We start from the raw sequence: 20,978 nt of genomic DNA, 5'->3' as shown, positions 1-20,978 counted from the left end.
CTGCGGCTTCTGCCCGCATCCAACCTGTCTTGCGTGGATCATTGCCAATTAAAACATCAAGGAAAGAACACGCTGAATCCGCGACACGCTTTTGCGTAAACAGTGGAGCAATCCGCTCCTTGGCTGATCGAAGCGAACGCACCCATAATTCCAGCGTCTCTTCAACAGACGCACCACCGGTCATCATATCCTGAATCATGGGTATCCATAGAGTCAGAACTCAACACAAAATGCAACTGTAGTGCTAGAAACTACCGGGCATCCTGTCCAGTATTTTAAGGTCGCGTCCCGCGAGCGGGGTGGCCTCCGCCTTAGCTGGGGGAAGCCACAACCGTCGCGCTGACCGTGACGGGGATCTGATGATCCTGAAACGCCTGCCAGAGGGCAAAAAGCGCCTGACTGCGCACGGCGGCGGTATCCATCCCCACCCGCGCACGGGCGGTGCCGGTCAGAATGGCGGAGCCATCCGCTACGGAGGTAATGCTGGCGGTGGGCACGGGCTGTGCCTCAACATTTTCACACTCCGCCAGCGTGCTCGTCATCACATTCATGGCTTTGTGCAGGTCAGACGTAAACGGCACCTGCAACGGAATGGTAAACACGCCCGGCTTTTCCGCCCGCGTGGCATTGCGCACGGCGGAGGTGATGAACTGGGAGTTCGGCACAATCATGGTGGAACCATCAGCCAGCTTGATGTTGGTAGACCGCACGCTGATGCGCGCGACCTCCCCGTGTGCGCCGGCAATATCCACCACATCCCCGATGGAAACGGGGCGTTCGGCCATGAGGATAATGCCGGAGACAAAGTTCTGCACAATGGATTGCAGGCCAAAACCAATCCCGACGGACAGGGCGCTGACAACCCATGTCATACTCTTAACCGTCACCCCGAGGGCTGAGGCCATGCACAGGCCGATAATAATCCAGGCGCTGTAGGACAGAATATTCAGGATGGACGCCTGCGCGCCAATATCCAGCCGCGTGGTGGGGAAGAAGCGCAGGCGGAACCAGTTTTTAACAATGCGGATGGCGTAATGCCCAAGGATGGGCAACCCGGCGCAGAGCAGCACGGCATCCATGGAGAGGTTAAAGCTGCCATCTGTGGGGGCCTGCCCTTTGAAGATGGACAGAATACGGCGGCTGACCTGTGTCGGGTCAAAATCCGCGCCAGCCGTGGCGACGGAAAAAGCAATAATCAGCAGAAAAACATTGATCAGACCGGGCACGACCACACTGGCCTGATCCACCAGCCGGGCAGGCAGACCCAGCCGCACCAGATGCGCCCCCACGGGTGCTGAGGACGGAAAAACACTGCTGCCCAGTGCCGTGGCCAGAAGGGAGACCAGTAGCAGGCCTGTCATGGTGATGGCCATGACGGACACCCATGAGATGATGGTGTATCCGAGCGGGATATATCCCGTCAGCACAGCCCCCCAGCAGACAAGGGCGATGGTCGTGACCAGTGTTCTTAAAAGCGGGGCAATATTGGCGGAGTTTGCGGAATGATCATCTTCCTGCGCGGACAGGCGGAGCTGGCGCGGGATGGCAAACAGCAGCGGGCTGACGGCCAGCGTATATAATCCGTCCAGAAGCTGGATGGGCAGCAGGCCGAACCCGCTCCGCGTATCCACATAGCGCAGCACCCCGCGCACAATCAGGGCCGAGGCAAACCAGAAGGGAAACAGGCGCAGATTACGGGCCAGCGTATCCGGCATGGAAAACACGCGCCATTCCGGTTTGCGGGACAGGATGCTCATGCCCAGTTCCAGCACAAACCCGCAGAGCGGCACCTGTGCGGCCACCATGTCTGCCAGTGCAGAGAGATCATCCGCTACGGCATCATTATTAAAACTGATAGCGTTCCAGATGATCTGGAAAGCGCCGCCCCATGCCACAACACCGATCAGGGAGCAGATGACAGCGGCTGTAATAGGCCGGATGCGGCCTGTGGGCAGAAAACGGGCAACCAGCATCCTGACTGGCGTATGGCAGAAAAAATGCAGGGCCAGCAGCAGGCCGGAGAGCGCCAGCGCCCCCAGTGTGAGCAGGGCATGCTGGCCAGTAAAGGCCTCTTTCAGCACGGCCCCGGTTTCAGACGCCAGTGCCGCGGCGCGGTTTTTATCCTGCCCGGAGGTGCTGGAAAGCTGGGACCAGAAATTGATCCCCAGCGGGGTGGGGAACCGCTGCGTCATGGTCGCCTGCTGGATGGCGGTGCCATGCTGGCGGAGTTCCTGCACCAGTTGCTGTGCTTCAAGCTGATACAGCCGGAGGCGGGTAATCCGGCCCGAAATGTCCTGCTGGCGGGCCGTCAGCATTTTGCGCTGCTGTGTAATGGAGTCCGGTTCAGCCGGGTCTGGCTTGCCCAGAATATCCACAAAGTTCTGATAAACCGATTCATACGGTTTGATCTGCGTCAGCAGGGTATCGGCTTTGGTCGCCACGGCGTTTGCACGGCGCAGCAGCATTGTCAGGGCGTTGGTGTTCTGGCTGGTGGAATAGTCTTTCCGGCTGCCCTGATAGATGGCGCGGATTTCATCGCCCATCGCGTTCAGCGTGGCATCAGACGCAAAAAGCGTGATGTCGGCAATCAGGGGGGCCGGTGTCTGGGCGGGCGCCGCCTGTGCTGCGAGGGGTGGTGCGTCTGCGGCCTGTGCTGCCGGACTGAAAAATGTGGGGTGGAGAAACCCTGCCAGCACCAGGTACAAAACAGGAAAAAGAACGCGGAACGGCAGGCTGGTCATAAGGCTTCTCTACACTCCGGCACAGGGAACATGGGGGTTCCAACGTGCCAGAGAACCGGGAGGTTGCGAAGAGAAGCGCGTGACGGAGAGGGAACGGACAGTCAGGGGAGGCGGCGTGGCCTCCCTCTCAGGCGTGGATCAGGAAGAGGACTTTTTCCGGTTCTTCTTTTTAGCGTCTTTGCCCTTGGCATCTTTGTGCGTCTGGAGCGGGTCGGCATCATCTGCTGAGCTGGGGCGGGTGGCCTGCGTTGTATCCTGCAGGTGGTCTTTATAGCCGTATTTTTCCCACTGGGCCGCTGTGGTCATATGGCGCGGCTCACTTTTGCCGAACATCCCGCAGGAGCAGAGCGTAAAAGCACATACCAGCATCAGAACCGCGTGTTTCATGGTCTTGTTCCTGTGTTTCAATCCGGTTGTGCTTCTATCTCACCCGGCGGGGAGGCGGGCAAGTGGAAAAGCATTGCGGCTCAGCGCCGCAGTTCCATGGTAATCGGGCCTTCACGCCGCCCGTGCGTAAACTGGTCGACCATGGCGTTTCCGCTGTCCATCAGGGCACTTGCTGGCCCCTGCCAGATAAGCTGGCCTTTGTAGAGCATCGCGGCTTCATCCCCGATGCGCTGGGCGGAGGCCATGTCATGCGTAATGGCAATGGCGGTGGAGCCCAGCTTTTTCACGCAGTCCACAATCAGCCCGTCAATCACGGCCCCCATAATCGGGTCCAGCCCGGTTGTGGGTTCATCAAAAAACAGGATATCCGGCTGGGCGGCAATGGCACGGGCTAGGCCGACGCGCTTCTGCATCCCGCCAGAAAGTTCTGAGGGGTAGAGTTCCCCCACAGACGGGTCCAGCCCCACCTGCGCAAGGATGCCGCCTGCATGGGTACGCGCCTCCTTGCGGGTCAGGCGCTTGAGCGCCAGCAGGCCGAAGGTCACGTTTTCCCACACCGGCAGGCTGTCAAACAACGCACCGTTCTGGAACAGCATGCCAATTTTGCCGCGCAGCACATCCTGCCTGCGGGGGGAGGCGGTGATCATGTCCTCGCCGTCAATTTCAATGCTGCCGGAATCAGGCGTGATCAGGCCGAGGATACAGCGCAGCAGCACGGATTTCCCGCTGCCGGACCCGCCGATAATCACAAAGGAGGTGCCGGGCATGACATCCAGATTGATGCCATCCAGCACCTTTTTGGAACCGAAGGACTTGTGAAGGTCCCGGATGCGGATTTTGGGGAGGGTGCCGGTCATTGTGAGAAGAACAGATCCGTCAGGAGGTAATCAAACGCCAGCAGCAGGATGGAGGCCGCCACAACGGCGGAGGTTGTGGCCGTGCCCACGCCTTCCGCGCCGCCTTTACTGTTATAGCCGTAATAGCAACCCATCAGGGCAATCAGGAACCCGAACAGGGCGGCTTTTACCAGCCCGACTGTGACGTCAATCACCTTCACGGAGTTCAGTGTGGCGGTAATGTAGGCATGCGGCGAAAAGCCGAGCTTGACGACGGAGACGGTAAAGCCCCCGGCAACCCCCAGCACGTCCGCCACCAGCACCAGTAGCGGCAGGGCAATCAGCCCCGCCAGCAGGCGCGGGGCGACCAGATATTTCATGGGGTTGGTGGACAGCGTGGTGAGGGCATCGACCTGATCCGTCACCCGCATGGTGCCAATTTCCGCCGCCATGGCGGCCCCCACGCGGCCCGCGACCATCAGCCCGGCCAGAACAGGCCCCAGCTCGCGGGTTACGGCTAGCACCACAATGCCAGCAATCGCGCTCTGCACATGGTACTGCGCAAAGCCGGTGTAGGATTGCAGGGCAATCACGCCGCCCGAGAACAGGGCCGTAAGGGCCACGACAGGCAGCGAGAAAAACCCGGTTTCCAGAAAAGTGGACAGGAACACGCGCCCGTAAAACGGCGGCCTGACAATATGGGACAGGCCGGAGAGAGCGAACAGCGTCAGAGACCCGGCGGCGCGGATTAGGCCGAGGGTGGTTCGGCCCAGTCTGGCCACAAGATCGAGCAACATATCCATACGGTCAGGCGGTCCGGTCCTGTTTCTGGGGCAAAACTTTCAAGGGTTCAGCCGTAGCGTGAAGTCCCGGCCCCGTCAAAGGGTGTGTGGTGCTGGTATGCCGTCCGGGTGCTGTCTCTGGAGGGAAAAGAAAGGTGGATGCAGGCCGGGTTAGCCGCCTTGCCGCGGTCTGAATGTCTGAAATCTGTGCCGCAGGCATTGCGGCAATCGTCTGCTGAGGGCATGTGTGTCAGCCAGTTTTGAAGTCCACCCCATCCGCTGTGATGAGTAGCAGCGGTGATGAGTAAAGGCAGGAGGGCAGCGGATGCGCATAGCCATGATTGGCGGCGGGTATGTCGGGCTTGTATCAGGCGCGTGTTTTGCCGAGTTCGGTATCAATGTTGCGATTGTTGAAACCAATCCTGAGCGTCTGTCCGCCCTGCGGGAAGGGCGTATCCCTATTTATGAGCCGGGGCTGGATGCGCTGGTGGCCTCCAACAGTCAGGCAGGCCGCCTGACGTTTGGGGATGATATTGCCACAGCCGTTGCCGGGGCCGAGGCCGTGTTTATTGCCGTGGGCACCCCGCCCCGCAACGGGGATGGCGCTGCGGATATGCAGTATGTCCACGCAGCCGCCCGCCAGATTGCGGAAGCCCTGACGGGTTATGCTGTGATTGTCACCAAATCCACCGTGCCGGTGGGCAGCAGCCGCCGTATTGCTGAAATTATCCGGCAGGCGCGCCCGGACGCGGATTTTGATGTGGCCTCTAACCCGGAATTCCTGCGGGAAGGGAGCGCCATTGGGGACTTCATGCGGCCGGACCGCGTGATTATCGGGCTGGACCAGACACGCCCCGAGCGCGCCAGCCGGGCGGAGGATGTGCTGCGCCGCGTTTATCGCCCGCTCTCCGTGATTGAAGCCCCGCTGCTGTTTACGGGGCTGGAAACGGCGGAACTGACCAAATACGCCTCCAACTCCTTCCTCGCGATGAAGATTTCCTTCATCAATGAAATGGCCGATCTGTGCGAAACGCTGGGTGCGGACGTGCATGATCTGGCGCGAGGCATGGGGCTGGACGGGCGTATTGGCCGCAAGTTCCTGCAACCCGGCCCCGGCTATGGCGGGTCCTGTTTCCCCAAGGATACGCTGGCTCTCTCCCGTATTGCGCAGGAAGCCCATAGCGCCTGCCGTCTGGTGGAAACCACCGTGCAGGTGAACGAGGCGCGGAAGGCTGGCATGGCGGGCCGTATTATTGCGGCCTGTGACGGGTCCGTCGCGGGGAAAACGGTCGCCGTGCTTGGTCTGACCTTCAAGCCGGAAACGGATGATATGCGCGAATCCGCCTCCATCCCGATTCTGCACCGTCTGGCGGAAGCCGGGGCGGACATCCGGGCGTATGATCCGGTGGGTATGGCCGCAGCCAGACCGCTGTTGCCGGAAAGCGTGACCTATTGTGCCGATGCGCTGGATGCGGCGGAGCAGGCGGATGTGCTGGTGGTGCTGACGGAGTGGAATATTTTCCGGGCACTCTCCCCCGTTGAACTGCGCCGCCGGATGCGCACCAAAACCATTGTGGACCTGCGCAATATTTTTGACCCCGCCGCCATGCGCGCCGCCGGGTTTACCTATGAGTCCGTGGGGCGTCCGTAACCCCCGGCTCTTGAGAACAGGGGTGTTCACCCCCAGATGAGCGACAGGATAACGGGGGAGAACACTCTTGGCTAAACGACCAGCCCGCCAGTTTGCATGCCGGGCCTGCGGGGCGGTGTATCCCAAGTGGATGGGCCAGTGTGAAGCCTGTGGTGAGTGGAATACGCTGGAGGAAATAGCGGTTGAACCGCTTGCCGCCTCGTCCCCCCGCGCCAGCAGCAAGGGGCGGCGCGTCCAGCTTGAAGGGCTGGAGGGCATGGCGGCACCCCCGCCCCGCATTAAAACCAGTATTGAAGAACTGGACCGCGTGCTGGGCGGCGGCCTTGTGCCCGCGTCCGTCGTGCTGGTGGGGGGAGATCCGGGGATCGGGAAATCCACCCTTCTGCTTCAGGCCGCCTGCAAGCTGGCCGGGAAGGGCGACCGCGTTCTGTATATTTCAGGCGAAGAAGCTGTGGACCAGATCCGCCTGCGCGCCCTGCGTCTGGGGGTCGGGCAGGCCAAGCTGGACCTCGCGGCCTCCATTAACGTCGCGGATATTGTGGCGACACTGGAAGCCGAGCCGGATGTGCGGGCCGTGGTGATTGATTCTATCCAGACGATGTGGCTGGAAACGGTGGAAAGTGCGCCCGGCACAGTCTCACAGGTGCGGGCCTGCGCGTTTGAGCTGATCCGTCTGGCCAAGCGCAAAGGGTTCAGCCTGATTCTGGTCGGGCATGTCACCAAGGAAGGTGCTCTGGCCGGCCCGCGTGTGCTGGAACATATGGTCGATGCCGTCATGTATTTTGAGGGCGACCGCGGGCACCAGTTCCGTATTTTGCGTGCCGCCAAAAACCGTTTTGGGGCGACGGATGAAATTGGTGTGTTCGCCATGACGGACCGGGGGCTGGAGGAAGTTTCCAACCCCTCAGCCCTGTTCCTTGCGGAGCGGCGCGGCAATATTGCCGGGTCCGCTGTGTTTGCCGGGCTGGAAGGCACGCGGCCTGTCTTGCTGGAAGTGCAGGCGTTGCTGGCCCCTAAAAGTGGGGATAATGCGCCGCGTCGCGCAGTGGTGGGCTGGGATAGTGGCCGCCTGTCCATGCTGCTGGCGGTGCTGGAAACACGGTGTGGCGTCAAGCTGTCTGGCATGGATGTGTATCTGAATGTGGCGGGCGGGCTGAAGGTGGCTGAGCCTGCGGCGGATCTGGCCGTTGCTGCGGCTCTGATTTCCGCAGCGACTGGTATGCCGACCAGTTCGGGTGAGGTCTATTTCGGGGAGGTCGGTCTGTCTGGTGAGGTGCGTCAGGTCTCACAGGCGGATGCCCGCCTGAAGGAAGCCGCCAAGCTGGGGTTTGATAAAGCCGTGCTGCCCCGCCGCATTGCCCGTGGCAGCGCGCGCAGCAAACCACCGGAGGGCCTGACGTTACGGGAGATCGGGCATCTGTCTGATCTGGTCACGGCGGATATGGAAGCGGACTAACGCTGAGCCCTATTGTCAGCCTTATAAGATGCCGCTATAGTCCGCGCCACGGAATGCGGATGTAGTTCAATGGTAGAACGGCAGCTTCCCAAGCTGCATACGGGGGTTCGATTCCCCTCATCCGCTCCAGTTCCCAAAAATCCAATGAAATCAACAGCCTGCGACCGTCAAACGGAAGCGAGTGCAACTGTGTTGGTCGTCGTTCAGCGGTAGTTCTTTCGCCCAGGAAGGACGCTGAAATGTTTGGTCTGATGCTGACAGGTGGCAGGACATGGTCTGCCTGCCTTTACCAGTCCTTGTGACCGCCGTGAAAACGTGGGCGCGGCTTTGGCCTCGCTTCAGGCATCAGCCAGATTTTGATATGCCCCTGTAAATAGAGGGCGAGCATAACGTCTTCAAACGTAGAGGCTCTGCCCTGAAAGCCTCTTATTTTCAGAGTCTTCCAGTGGAGAAAAATGGTCGTGCAGAGAAAAACCTTTCAGAGAGATAATCTGACTTTTTCCTATCTGGACACAGAAGGAGAAAAGCCGCTGCTGGTGGCACTGCATGGTCACATGATGGAAGGGGCAACCTTTCTGCCCCTTATGCAGGTTTTGCAGTCAAGCTTCCGGGTGGTTGCGATGGATCAGCGCGGACATGGGGCGTCAGACCATGCGACAAGCTACACGCGTGATGATTATCTTTGCGATATTGAGGCACTTTTACAAACGCTGGATTGCGATGCACCTGTTATTCTGCTGGGACATTCTCTGGGCGGGGTGAATGCCTACCAATTTGCGGCGCGTCACCCTGAGCGGGTACGGGCGCTGATTATTGAAGATATTGGCGCTGCGGTGAATGATAACCTCAGCTTTTGTCTAGCATGGTCAGGGTTTTTTAAAACACAGGAAGATCTTGTGGCTCGTATCGGCCCGAATATGGCGCGCTATCTTGCTCCGTCTTTCCGCCAGACAGCGCAGGGCTGGAAACTGGCGTTTGAGCCTGCTGAAATGGTGCAGTCCCAGACCTGCCTGAATGGAGACCACTGGACGGACTGGCTGGCAACGTCCTGCCCCGCACTCCTGCTGCATGGCGCGCAAAGCCCTGTTCTGACCAGCGTCATGAGCGAGGAAATGGCGACGCGCCGTTTCAGAACACAGGTGCAGACTCTCCCCGGCGGGCATGTTCTGCATCAGGATGATTTTCCGGGGTATGTTCAGGCTGTGGAGGGTTTTCTTGCGCGCCTGTCAGCCGAATAGACCTGAAAACTCTCTGGCTGCGCAGTAGAGTTTTCGAAAACCTAAGCGGCAGAATTTGTATAATACTGCCGCTCAAAAAACACTTTAAAACAGTTTTTGCGTATTACCGAAGAAACGGAATATTGGTTCTGGCAACATCCAGAATTTCATCACCGCGCCCGTTCATCACGGCTTTCAGGGCGTAGAGGCTGAAGCCGGTAATCTGGGCTTTTTCAATTTTAGGAGGGAGCGCCAGTTCCTGCGTGTTGGTGACGGCATCCAGCACAGCGGGGCCGGGGTGGTTGAGAATATCGTCCACAGCAGCAGGCAGGTCCGCCGGGTTTTCGACCCGCACGGCATGCAGACCCATGGCGCGCGCCATCGCAGCGAAGTCGGGGTTTTGCAGGTTTACGCCCGTTTCCAGATAGCCTGCGGCCTTCATTTCCATGGCGACAAACCCGAGTGAGCCGTTATTCACAATCACCAGTTTAACAGGCAGCTTTTCCTGCGTCAGCGTAATCAGATCCCCCATCAGCATGGTAAAGCCGCCATCTCCGGAGAGGCTGATAACCTGCCGTTTTGGTTGTGCCACCTGTGCGCCAATGGCCTGCGGGAGCGCATTGGCCATGGACCCGTGGACAAAGGAGCCAATCAGTTGTCGGCGGCCGTTCATGGTCAGGTAGCGGGCGGCCCAGACGGTCGGGGTGCCAACATCGGCGGTAAAAATGGCATCATCCGCTGCGACCTGATCAACCAGCCGGGTGAGATATTGCGGGTGGATAGGGGCTTTGCCGTTGCCTGCTGTTGCCAGATCATCCAGCCCGTGCCGGGCTTTGGCGTACAGGTGCAGGCTGTGGTCCAGATGGCTGCGGTCTGCGCGCACGGGCAGGCGGGGGAGCAGTGCGTCCAGTGTGTCGGCTACATCGCCCACCAGCCCCTGCGTCAGCGTGCAGCGGCGACCTAACTGCTCCGGGCGGAGATCAATCTGCGCGATTTTCGCGTTTTCCGGGTAAAACTGGCGGTAAGGGAAATCCGTGCCCAGCATCAGCACCACATCCGCCGCCATCAGCGTGTGATACCCGGACGAAAAGCCGATCAGGCCCGTCATGCCGACATCATAAGGATTATCGTAAGCCACATGCTCTTTGCCGCCTAGCGCATGCACGATGGGTGCTTTAAGGGTTTCCGCCAGTTGCAAAAGCTGGGTGTGCGCCCCCGCACAGCCGCGCCCGGCCAGCAGGGTGATTTTCTTGCCGCTGTTTAAAAGCGAAGCCAGCGCGTCCAGCTCTTCTTCAGAGGGGAGAATGCGCGGGGCTTTGGGCAGAAGGGCGGCCTGTTCAGAAATCGCGGTGGTCACCGCCGCCTTGAGCGCCACATCTCCGGGAATCACCAGAACAGCCACACCCCGCTGCCCCACCGCCGCCCGAATGGCGAGTTCTACAAGGCGGGGGGCCTGCTCCGGTGAGGAAATGGTCTCGCAATAATGGCTGCATTCACGGAAGAGCGCTTCCGGCCGTGTCTCCTGAAAATAGCCCGAGCCAAGTTCCGCGCTGGGGATCTGCGCCGCGATGGCCAGCACCGGCACGCGGGAGCGGTGGGCGTCATAAAGTCCGTTAATAAGATGCAGGTTCCCCGGCCCGCAGGACCCGGCACAGACGGCCAGCCTGCCCGTAACATGCGCAGCCCCGGCGGCGGCAAAAGCCGCGACTTCCTCATGCCGGACGTGCACCCAGCGGATGGATTTATGCTTGAGCAGGCTGTCGGTAATGCCGTTCAGGCTGTCCCCCACCACGCCGTAAATGGCATCCACGCCAGCGGCGGCAAGTGTCTGAACAATAACATCCGAAACATTGGGCTTCGCCATCGGTCGTTGGTCCTTCTGGCAGGGGAGGGAAAAGGCGGCACGGGCCGTTTGTGCGCAGAGAACGGATGAAGGCGGGGAGCGGTTAGAAAAGCCAGCGTCACAATTTTGTGACAACGCCCGAAGGGAACCAAAGACTCCGTTTTTGATCATGAACAGGAAAATGGGGAGAAATGGGCTGGAAAGCCGCAGTTCACGGGTTTGTGTACTCTTTGGAGAGCCATAAAAATCCGTTTTTTCCCTCAGAGCGGGCAAAAATTTGCCCGATATTTTTGTTTCGATTTCGTATGGTATAAGCCAGTAAACCTCCCTATTTCATTTTTATTTCAGAACCATATGCTTGAGAAACGTATTTTTGTTCTTTGCTTTTTCGGTAGAACTTAGGCTAATAACGTCCCTGTGCGGCAATAAATGAAAAGCCATCTTGTGCTTGAAAATAATATAATACCGTGCAAACCTTATATCACTGATTGGTTATTATAAGGTTTCTGGGCTTTTTTAGAGTCTTTTGGTGGCGTCTCTGCGGGGCTGCGCTGCGTGACTGTTTGCGTCCGTGCGTCATGCAATTATAGCCTCGGGAAAATATCCTGTAAAATTCAAAGATTTTGCAGGGTGAGAAATGCACCATGCCTGCTGTGGCAGGCCGGACTGTAAAGGCTGGCGGGGGTTCTCGCGCAGATTTCTGTGCTGAGAAGGCTCTGAAAAATAGGTGGAGTGTTTAAGGTATGAAACAGTGGAGAGCGGGCTGTGACCGCTGCCTGTGTTAGAACAGCATGCGTAAGACAGCTCATTTTCTGGCTCTTGGGGGCGTGTGCCTGTGTCTGGCTTTTGGGCGTCAGGCCGCGCAGGCTGATACCACGCTGGTTTCTCTGCACGGGCTGACGCTGCAAGGGGGGCTGGATATTGGCGGGTCCGCGTTTTTCGTGCCGCATGCCAATTTTGGCGCGGGCTCTTACGCGCCACAGCGGAACGGCACCTATCAGCGGAATAAGAACCCTGTGTATGGTGAACTGTACGGCAAGCCGATCCTGACGGGCCAGTGGGCACTGGGGCATGGATTTACCGTTATTGGCAAAGCCTCCGCCCTTGGCGCCACCACTCTGGGGGACGGGGATGCGGAAGAAGTTTCTCAGACCTCCGGCACACCGCGCTCGGTTTATCTGGAAGAAGCCAATCTGGGTGTGGAAATGCCCGTCAAACTCTTTGGCAAGCCCAATACGCTGACAGTTCTCGGTGGTCGGCAGGCTTTTGCGGTGGATGATGGTTTTCTGATTGGCAAAGGCACCTACAGTGCCGGGAACCGTGGCGCCTGGTGGTATGCGCCACGCTTTGCCTTTTCCGGCCCCGGTGTGATCAAACTGGAAGGTAATCCGGTACGCGCGGACGTGTTCATGCTGGAAAGCAATGCTGATAATGACATTGATAAAGGCTATGACCGCCCAAAAACCAAATTTGTCGGGTTTGATGTCAGCTGGTTTGTCAACCGCCCCGGCGGGCACGGGGAAAGTACCTATGCGGACCGGGCCGCGTTTGTCACGCTGACCTATTTCCATGTGCGTGAGGCCGATACCTCCGCACATTATGATTACTCTACACGCGCGGACAGGCAGGGCATGAATGTTGCGTCCCTGAGCTGGGGCGGGACGCTTTTTCCGATTAAACAGCTCGGAATTTCAAAGAATTTTACGTTCTACGGAGATTTTGTATCCGAACAGAACAGCCATGCGGGCAATGGCTATAAATCGGTTGAGGCCTACGGGATGTTTCTTGAGCCCGGCTACAGATTTTCCATGCTGCCCTGGCAGCCGTCCCTTTTCTATCGCTATACGCGCTATAGCGGCGCCAGAAATCCGGAAGGGTCCGTCAAACGGAGTTATGACACGTTCTTCCTGTATGACGGTAAACGCTACTGCTATGGCGGATACTGGCCGGGGGAAATTGTGGGCATGTATCTTGCCCCGCTTTCCAATCTGGAAGTGCATCAGATTGACCTGACCGCCACACCGCCGGTACATCTGATGAACCCGAAGGACAGCCTGAAGCTCGGCCTGCATTATTATGATCTGTCTCTGCTCTATGCCACCGGCGCAGGCCTTAAAGCCCATACCGGGCGGCATATTTCAGATGAGCTGGATTTCTCCGCGGAATATACATTGAACGCCACAACCTCTGCCGCGCTGGCAGGCGGCGTTGCGTTCTCCGGCCCTGCGGGGAAGGCTCTGGCGCGCGCCGGAGCGCCAGCCGCATATGCCATGCCGGATCTGGGGCACCATGCCGGTATTATAGAAGGATATTTCTTCAAGCATTTTTAACGGAAATTTCCATCTTTCTTCCGAATGGGCAATAATCTCCCGACAACAACACAGGATGCCGCGCTTATGGTCGATCAGGACAGTTCCCAACCCACCACACAGCCTGCGGGTTTAAGAAACCGGCATATCGCGATGATCGCCCTTGGCGGCATTATTGGCGCAGGCCTGTTTGTTGGCAGCAGCGCGGCTATTGCGGCCACGGGTCCGGCTGTTCTGCTGGCGTTTCTGGCCGTGGGGATTCTGGTCATTCTGGTGATGCGCATGCTGGGGGAGATGGTGACGGCAGACCCCGGCCGCGGCTCCTTTGTGGAATATATCCGCGCTGCCCACGGGGACAGGCTCGGCTTTACCGCAGGCTGGCTCTACTGGTTTTTCTGGGTGGTGGTGCTGGGGAGTGAGGCCATTGCCGGGGCCATCCTGTTACAGGACTGGATTGCCCTGCCGGTCTGGGTATTGTCCATCGCGCTGATTATTGTGCTCAAGCTGGTGAATTTTGCAGCGCCTCGCGTGTTTGGGGAATGTGAGTTCTGGCTTTCAATGATCAAGGTGATCAGCATTGTCGCCTTTATTGGTGCGGCTCTGATGTATGTGTTCCATGTCTTTGGGCCGGGCGTGCCTGTGCGTGAAAACGTGCTGGGACATGGTGGCTTTTTCCCGCATGGGTTTGTTGCGGTTCTGTCCATTATTCCCACCATTCTGTTCACCATGATGGGGTCTGAAATTGCAACGGTCGCGGCGGCGGAATCTCCGGAACCGGGCCGCAATGTCGCCCGCGTGACGCGGAGCATCGGTACGCGCGTCACCCTGTTTTATCTGGCTTCCGTCGCGATGATTCTGATGGTGGTGCCCTGGCCGTCAGTAGTGCCCGGTCGTTCCCCGTTTGTGGCGGCCATGGATGTTATGGGCGTTCCGGGTGCGGGCCTGCTCATGCGCATTGTGGTGCTGAGCGCCGTGCTCTCCTGCCTGAATTCCAGCATGTATATTACCTCTCGTATCCTGACAGAACTGGCCGGAAGCGGGGATGCGCCTGCCGTGCTGGCACGGACTTCCACCACCCAGACGCCGCGTCTGGCCATTACCGTCAGCAGTATTGCGGGCACGCTGGTTGCGTTTTCTTCCATTCTTGCGCCCAACACCATTTTTGCTTTTTTGCTGAGCTGTAGCGGCGGGGTGATTCTGGTGGTGTATTGCCTGATTGTGTCTGCTTATGTGCAGGCGCGGAGCAAGGCGGAAAAAACCGGGCAGGGGGAAGGGTTCAACCTGCCGCTGTTCCCGTTCTGCAATTACGGGACGTTGCTGGCTGTGGCCTTTGTTTTCATCGCCATGATGTTCAACCCGGAGGAACGGATGACCGCTATTGCAAGCCTTGGCACTTCGGTCTTTTTCTTCCTTCTGGCGTCTTTCAGGAACAGACGCGCTTAAGGGGGCTCTGTTTACAATGAGGAAAGGCGCTGGCTGTTTAGACACAACAGCCAGCGCCTTTTTTATGCGGCATGGTGTTGGTGTTGGTGCTGGTGCTGGTGTGGGTGTTGCGTAAGTGTCGGTGGGGTGCGGTCGCCCTTGAGTGTGCCGGAGAGTGTGCCAGAATATTTTTACAGACCGCGCGAACCGGGAAACCTTCTGTCCGCAGCGCGTTGTGTTGTAACACCATGCAGGCAGAGAAGAGCCGGAGCGTGCTGCGTTTCTGGCCTGCGTGGCGTGGTTTCACACATATTGTGAGGTTCTGTCATGGCCGACAAAAAAGATAAAAACACCAAGCGGCAGATTCAGGAAGACAATCTGGACGAAGCGCTGGATGACAGCTTTCCGGCGAGCGACCCACCGGCTCAGGGCGGCATTACGGGAGACCGTGGTCCGCCCAAAAAACCTGAAAAAGCTCCAAAGAAATAGCCAGACGTCCGGTTCTGGCACGGAGAGGCCTCATGGCCCTTCGTGCCAGAGACTGCCCGGTGACTGCCCAGTAACGGTCGCTGTATTTAATGTACGGTAATCTGGTCCAGATGCGCCAGAAACCTGTGGTCGCGCAGATGGAGCAGGGCGCCAGCACTCAGGATGGTGGCTGCGGCAATCGCAATAGCGATGGAAATGCTGTGGCTGGATGTCAGCGTGCCAATAACGGCCCCCACAAACAGGCTACCAATTGCCGTAAGCCTGCGCCATGTGCCGGGGTTGGTGCCACCGGCAAAGGTGCTGTTATGCGCCAGACCATGCAGCAGCATGGTGGCGGCGGGCAGGCTCATATCCGCAACCTTGGCGTGGCGCGTGGCGGATGTTTGTAGCCCCATGGCAAAAGCAAGCAGGCCGAGTGTGATATAAATGCACCCCGGCGGTTGCGCGGCCCATTCCAGTGCTGTTAGCCCCACAATAGAGCCGACACCCAGCAGAACATTGCCCACCGCAAGGCGCACTGTATGGGCCCGCCGCACAAGGCGGCCGCCCGTCAGCGCACCCAGAAGATACAGGCCAATCGCCTCAAACCCGGACAGAACGATGGTTTCTGACGTGGCGATATGTACGGCCATCAGCAGGACCGTGGCGGTCATGTATCCGGCAAAAATCTTGAGATGCACTAAGGAAATAGCGTCCAGCATCCCCATGGCCATGGTTACCAGAATAATGCTGATAACCAGTCTTGGGTCATGGCCGGTACGCGTACTCATAGGGGCTCCACTCACACGATAAACTCAGGAAAAGTTGAACAAGCCGGGCTTCATATCACTCTTTGCCCGGCTTGTGTGCGGTGTCTTGGCTGCTTTGCTGCCAGCGCAGGGCGGTCAGCCCAGCGCCATCAGGCTGGCATTGCCGCCTGCGGCCGTGGTGTTAATGCTGCGGCACTGTTCTTCCACCACACTTTCCGGCGCTGGCAGACCTGCTGCGGTGAGCCATGCGGAGGCAATGGGGCGGTTGCTTGTGCTGAGCGCCTTGCGGGCCTCGGCAAAGGCCGCATCATCCTGTTCACCCAGCACAATGGCGCAGGGTTCATCCTTTGCGGTGCTGACGGGGCGGATCACCAGTTGCAGCGCATCAGGCAGGCCCGCAATCCAGCCGGTCAGGCTTTTGGCAGCCAGAACAAGGGCTGCGTTATCGCCTGACAGGGCGAGGGAAATCTGGTCATACAGTCCGGCTTTTGTCTGGGCGAGGCACAGAATATTGCCGCGCCGCGTCAGGCTGTAGAGGTTGCTTTCCCCCACTGGTCCGGGGAGGGTGATCTGCCCGCCCACCAGTGTCTGGCGCGTCAGCGCTGCGGCGGTGGCGGCGGCTTTACTTTCCCCCTGCTCCCGCAGCCAGTCGGTCCAGCGTGCCATGGTGGCGGGGATACGCCCGCGCACCAGCGGCGGCAGGGCCTGAGCCTGTGCCAGCAGGCGGCGCAGAATCAGCGGGCCGCCCGCCTTGGGGCCGGTGCCGGACAGGCCCCGGCCGCCAAAGGGCTGCACACCCACCACCGCGCCAATAGTGTTGCGGTTGACGTAGAGGTTCCCGGCATCAATGCGGGACAGCACATGCTGCACGGTGGATTCAATGCGGGTGTGCAGGCCAAAGGTCAGGCCGTATCCGGTCTCGTTAATGCTGGAAAGCACGCTATCCAGCGCGCTGCGGGAGTAGCGCAGCACATGCAGCACGGGGCCGAACACTTCGGGGCCGATTTCCCGGATGTTGGCGACTTCAATCAGCGTCGGGGCAACAAAGCTGCCTTCGGAGCAGTGTTCCGGTAGCGGCAGTGCATAAACCGGCGCTTTTTTCTGGCGGAAGCTTTCCACGTGTCGGGTAATGCCCTCCGCCGCTTCTGCCGTAATAACCGGCCCGACATCGGTGGAGAGCAGAGCGGGGTTGCCAATCTGCAGTTCACGCATGGCTCCGCGCAGCATGGTCAGCACATGCTCTGCACAGTCTTCCTGTACACACAGCACACGCAGGGCGGAGCAGCGCTGCCCGGCGCTGTCAAAAGCGGAGGCCACAACATCCGTCACCACCTGCTCAGCCAGAGCGGAGGAATCAACAATCATGGCGTTCTGGCCACCAGTTTCCGCAACAAACGGAACCGGCTGGCCGGTGTGGGTACGGCGGCCTTCAAGCTGGCGGTTGATGATCTGCGCGACCACGGTAGAGCCGGTGAACATCACGCCGGATACGCGCTCATCCCCCACCAGAGCGCCCCCAATATCCCCTTCGCCCGGCAGGAGTTGCAGCGCGGCGGCAGGCACGCCTGCGTCATGCAAAATCCGCACGGCGAGGGCGGCAATCAGCGGTGTTTCTTCTGCCGGTTTGGCCAGCACCACGTTGCCTGCGGCAAGGGCTGCGGCAATCTGACCGAGGAAAATGGCCAGCGGGAAGTTCCACGGGCTGATACAGGCCACCACACCTAGCGGGGTATGAGTTGTGTTCTCAAAATCCCGCGCAATGGTGGCGGCGTAATAGCGCAGGAAGTCCACGGCTTCCCGCACTTCCGCAACACCATTGGGCAGGGATTTCCCCGCCTCGCGGGAGAGCAGGGCCAGCAGTTCATCCCGGTGGGCTTCAAGGCTGTCAGACGCTTTGACAAGGATATCCGCGCGGGCCTGCGGGCTGAGTCCGGACCACTCAGCCTGCCCTTTGACAGCAGCCTTAGCGGCTTTCTGCACGATTTCTGGCGTGGCGTATTCCACCGTGCCGACGCCATCCTGCCGGTTGGACGGATTGGTGACGGACTGTGTGTTTTTACCGGGTTTGACGCCCACAACCATCGGGCCAGCCTGCCAGGGGCCGGAGGCTTTGGTCAGGCCTGCCAGCAGGTCAGACAGGACGGAATCATCCGCCAGATCAGTCCCGGCGGAATTGCGGCGCTCCGCCCCGAACAAAGCGGGCGGTTTGAGAATATCCGGGTGAGACGCGCCATAGGGCGTAAAGCCATGCGCGACGTCTACAGGGTCCTGCACCAGACTGGACACCGGAATGGCGGCATCCCCGATCTGGTTGACGAAGGAGGAGTTTGCGCCGTTTTCCAGCAGACGCCGCACCAGATACGCCAGAAGAGTTTCATGCGTGCCAACGGGGGCGTAAATACGGGCAGGGCGGTTGAGTTTGCCAGCGCCCACAACCTGTTTGTAGAGTGGCTCCCCCATGCCGTGCAGGCACTGGAATTCATAGGAGCCAACGTCAAATTTCTCACCGGCCAGTGTGTAGATGGTGGCAAGTGTGCGGGCATTATGCGTGGCAAATTGCGGGAAAATAACGTCCCGTGCGCCCAGCAGTTTACGGGCGCAGGCAATGTAGCTGATGTCTGTGTGGGCTTTGCGGGTATAGACGGGGAAGTCTTTCAGACCTTCAACCTGCCCTTTTTTAATCTCGCTGTCCCAGTAAGCGCCTTTGACCAGACGCACCATGATGCGGTGGTTGCTGCGCCGGGCGAGGTCGATAATGTAATCCAGCACATACGGGCAGCGCTTGCCGTAGGCCTGCACCACAAAGCCGATCCCGTTCCAGCCTTCCAGCCCCGGCGTGTGGCACAGGGCTTCCAGCAGATCGAGCGAGACGTCCAGACGCTCGGTTTCTTCCGCATCAATATTGAGGCCGATATCATATTTACGGGCCAGCAGAGTGAGGTCCTGCACAACCGGCAGCAGTTCCGTCATGACCCGCTCATGCTGCGCGCGGACATAGCGTGGATGCAGGGCCGACAGTTTGATGGAAATGCCGGGGCGTTCATACACATTCGCCCCCTGCGCGCTCCGGCCAATGGCGTGAATGGCGGTGATGTAGTCCTGTTTGTAGCGCTCGGCATCCTGCGCGGTGAGGGCGGCTTCTCCCAGCATGTCGTAGGAGTAGGAAAAACCGATCTCTTCCAGTTTGCCGCTGTTGGCGCGGGCTTTTTCAATCGTTTCGCCCAGCACAAACTGTTCGCCCATCATGCGCATGGCGGCATCGACCGCTTTGCGGATAACGGGTTTTGTGCCCCGGCTGACAAAGCCGAGCAGGGCGGAGGTCAGGCTCTTATCATCCTGCGGGGTGACGAGCTTGCCAGTGACAGCCAGCCCCCATGCGGCGGCATTGGCAAAAATCGGTGTACTGCGGGAGACATGGGAGAGCCAGTCTCCTTCCCCGATCTTGTCCCGGATCAGCGCGTCCCGCGTTGCGGTATCGGGGATGCGCAGCAGGGCTTCAGCCAGACACATCAGCGCCACGCCCTCGGCGGAGGAGAGCGCAAATTCCTGTACCAGACTTTCCACAATGCCGGGTTTGCGCTCAGCGCGCAGGGCCGTGGCAAGACCGGCGGCAAGGTCCGTCACGCGCTGGCCTTCAGCGGTGGACAGGGTGGCATCGGGGGTCAGCGCGGCAACGCACGCCTCTTCCGGCTGGCGCATGGCGTGGATAATGGCCTGACGCAGCGGGCTTCGGGAGGCGAATGCAGGCGCAAAAGAGTCTGATAAAGACATGGCATGAATTCCGAACAGGACAAGCCGGACTTCACCTGAGAGCAGGGGACTCAGGAAGTTTTGGCTCCATAACGATTTTTCCTCGTTACACGATATTATATGATTTGCAAAATCATATAATCACCGCGCAGCCAGCCGCCTGTTTTCACGGGTTTTCTGCGGGGTGCAGACCAGTGCAGACTCGTCTGTCTTGTGAGGTGAGGGCTTTGCAGACGCCTTTGTCTGCCAGAAGTTCAGCCTGCTTTGTTCAGGCTGCTCTGCTTGCGGAAAACCTCTGCGGAAATGTCCGCGGCTTCCAGAATATGGATGCGGGTCAGGCGGGCGGCGAGGTCCGCATCCCGCGCGCGGCAGGCTTCCAGAATGGCCAGATGCTCGGTGTCTGTCACCGTCTTGCGGCCTTCAAGCACCAGATGGCAGCGAATATAGCGATCCAGCCGGTTATGCAGGTCATCAATCATGCCCAGCAGGCGCGGCTTGCGGGCGGCGGCGTAAATGGCGTTATGGAAGGCGCGGTTTAGCGCGCCGGAGGGGCGCGTGGTGTCCGGGTTGCGGGTGCCTTCGACAAAGGCCTCATACGCATCTTCTATATGCGCGAGGTCCACGCGCGTCATGTTCGCCACGGCGTCCCGCGCGGCCTGTTCTTCCAGTAAAGCGCGGATCTGCGAATATTCCAGAATATCCGCGGCATCCAGCCCCATGACCATAGCGCCCCGGTTGGGCTGGAATGTCACCAGTCCTTCTGCTTCCAGATGTTTTAAGGCTTCCCGCACGGGAATGATGCTGACCCCGAACCCCGAGGCGAGTTCAGACTGCGGCAGTGCCTGCCCGGCGCGCAGGGTATCGGCCAGAATGGCTTTGCGCAGAGCGTCGCAAATGGTTTCCGATGCCTTGCCGTGGCCTGAAAACTCGGTCTGGCGAAAAAGACTGGCCGGCAGCATGGGCGGCGGCTCCCTTCAGATCATTTCTGACTCGTGACTATCTATCATAGTCAGCGGAGGCCTTCTGTCCAATCAGTTTGCAGAAAGCTGCCGGAACAGGGGGTTGGGTGGTTTGGTCACACTATCGTGATCATCACGAAGCGGCGGTCTGGGGGTGTTTGAGGGGAGGCCGGTGTGCCTTGCGCTGCGGGAAGAATGATGCCGGGTTTCTGGACGGAAAAGGTCACAGCGCAAGGCGCGTGTATGGAAGAAATGCATGCGGTGCAGGACGTGGCGCGCGACCCGAAAATTCCTCTGTTATCAGGATATTTAGTCATCTTTCCAAACCGGATGCGCTCTGCGGTGCCGGGGCCTCTCCGGCCAGCCAGTCCGGGGGGCGGGCGGGAT

14 protein-coding genes, 1 tRNA gene and 1 pseudogene are annotated in these 20,978 nt (G+C 59.3%); 7 read left to right on the top strand and 9 right to left on the bottom strand.

The window, feature by feature from the left end:
* The 5 genes and pseudogenes from KP699_RS14285 to KP699_RS14265 form a co-directional block, all read right to left on the bottom strand.
* Positions 1–199 (bottom strand): annotated as a pseudogene (locus KP699_RS14285) (IS701 family transposase); the annotation flags it as partial.
* Between the two features lie 112 nt (positions 200–311).
* Entirely contained in the window at positions 312–2,741 is a 2,430-nt protein-coding gene (locus tag KP699_RS14280) for a mechanosensitive ion channel domain-containing protein (protein ID WP_215763089.1), read from the bottom strand.
* 138 nt (positions 2,742–2,879) lie between these two features.
* Positions 2,880–3,128 (bottom strand): hypothetical protein, encoded by a 249-nt coding sequence (locus tag KP699_RS14275; RefSeq protein WP_025827739.1) that lies wholly within the window; start codon positions 3,126–3,128, stop codon positions 2,880–2,882.
* 80 nt (positions 3,129–3,208) lie between these two features.
* Positions 3,209–3,985: an ABC transporter ATP-binding protein gene (locus tag KP699_RS14270; RefSeq protein WP_212357395.1), complete on the bottom strand. Its 777-nt coding sequence runs from the start codon at positions 3,983–3,985 to the stop codon at positions 3,209–3,211.
* Complete coding sequence (locus KP699_RS14265) at positions 3,982–4,767, bottom strand: ABC transporter permease (RefSeq protein WP_025827744.1); 786 nt, start codon at positions 4,765–4,767, stop codon at positions 3,982–3,984. The genes KP699_RS14270 and KP699_RS14265 overlap by 4 nt, the downstream gene beginning before the upstream one ends.
* 304 nt (positions 4,768–5,071) lie before the next feature.
* On the opposite strand from KP699_RS14265, the gene KP699_RS14260 reads away from it, so the two are divergent.
* The 4 genes from KP699_RS14260 to KP699_RS14245 all read left to right on the top strand — a co-directional run bounded on the left by KP699_RS14260 (position 5,072) and on the right by KP699_RS14245 (position 9,091).
* Positions 5,072–6,397: a UDP-glucose/GDP-mannose dehydrogenase family protein gene (locus tag KP699_RS14260; protein WP_025827746.1), complete on the top strand. Its 1,326-nt coding sequence runs from the start codon at positions 5,072–5,074 to the stop codon at positions 6,395–6,397.
* 67 nt (positions 6,398–6,464) lie between these two features.
* Entirely contained in the window at positions 6,465–7,853 is a 1,389-nt protein-coding gene (radA, locus tag KP699_RS14255; RefSeq protein ID WP_212357398.1) for a DNA repair protein RadA, read from the top strand.
* Positions 7,854–7,908: 55 nt separating this feature from the next.
* Positions 7,909–7,982: transfer RNA gene (locus tag KP699_RS14250), tRNA-Gly, on the top strand.
* Positions 7,983–8,314: 332 nt separating this feature from the next.
* Positions 8,315–9,091, top strand: coding sequence for an alpha/beta fold hydrolase (locus KP699_RS14245; RefSeq protein WP_215763088.1), 777 nt, complete (start codon positions 8,315–8,317; stop codon positions 9,089–9,091).
* Between the two features lie 103 nt (positions 9,092–9,194).
* Here the strand turns inward: KP699_RS14245 and poxB are convergent, their stop codons facing one another.
* Entirely contained in the window at positions 9,195–10,934 is a 1,740-nt protein-coding gene (poxB, locus tag KP699_RS14240) for a ubiquinone-dependent pyruvate dehydrogenase (RefSeq protein WP_215763087.1), read from the bottom strand.
* Positions 10,935–11,704: 770 nt separating this feature from the next.
* Between poxB and KP699_RS14235 the strand changes: the two genes are divergently transcribed.
* From KP699_RS14235 to KP699_RS14225, 3 genes are all read left to right on the top strand, one after another.
* Complete coding sequence (locus KP699_RS14235; protein ID WP_252347093.1) at positions 11,705–13,243, top strand: alginate export family protein; 1,539 nt, start codon at positions 11,705–11,707, stop codon at positions 13,241–13,243.
* 66 nt (positions 13,244–13,309) lie between these two features.
* Positions 13,310–14,665: an amino acid permease gene (locus tag KP699_RS14230; RefSeq protein WP_215763086.1), complete on the top strand. Its 1,356-nt coding sequence runs from the start codon at positions 13,310–13,312 to the stop codon at positions 14,663–14,665.
* Between the two features lie 306 nt (positions 14,666–14,971).
* Positions 14,972–15,133, top strand: coding sequence for a hypothetical protein (locus tag KP699_RS14225; protein WP_167552530.1), 162 nt, complete (start codon positions 14,972–14,974; stop codon positions 15,131–15,133).
* Positions 15,134–15,219: 86 nt separating this feature from the next.
* Here KP699_RS14225 and KP699_RS14220 read toward each other — a convergent pair whose 3' ends face one another.
* The 3 genes from KP699_RS14220 to KP699_RS14210 all read right to left on the bottom strand — a co-directional run bounded on the left by KP699_RS14220 (position 15,220) and on the right by KP699_RS14210 (position 20,591).
* A complete protein-coding gene (locus KP699_RS14220; RefSeq protein ID WP_077930269.1) occupies positions 15,220–15,903 on the bottom strand; it encodes a YoaK family protein in 684 nt (227 codons plus the stop codon).
* 114 nt (positions 15,904–16,017) lie between these two features.
* The gene (gene putA / locus KP699_RS14215; protein WP_215763085.1) at positions 16,018–19,653 is read right to left on the bottom strand and encodes a bifunctional proline dehydrogenase/L-glutamate gamma-semialdehyde dehydrogenase PutA; all 3,636 of its coding nucleotides are present in this window, start codon (positions 19,651–19,653) and stop codon (positions 16,018–16,020) included.
* 233 nt (positions 19,654–19,886) lie between these two features.
* Entirely contained in the window at positions 19,887–20,591 is a 705-nt protein-coding gene (locus tag KP699_RS14210; RefSeq protein WP_215763084.1) for a GntR family transcriptional regulator, read from the bottom strand.
* Positions 20,592–20,978: the final 387 nt, after the last annotated feature.

Origin of the sequence: Acetobacter sp. P1H12_c (assembly GCF_018811975.1) — a bacterium.
Classification (GTDB): domain Bacteria; phylum Pseudomonadota; class Alphaproteobacteria; order Acetobacterales; family Acetobacteraceae; genus Acetobacter; species Acetobacter persici.
The sequence above is the reverse complement of the archived record's forward strand: the minus strand, read 5'-3'. Positions and strand labels throughout refer to the sequence as shown.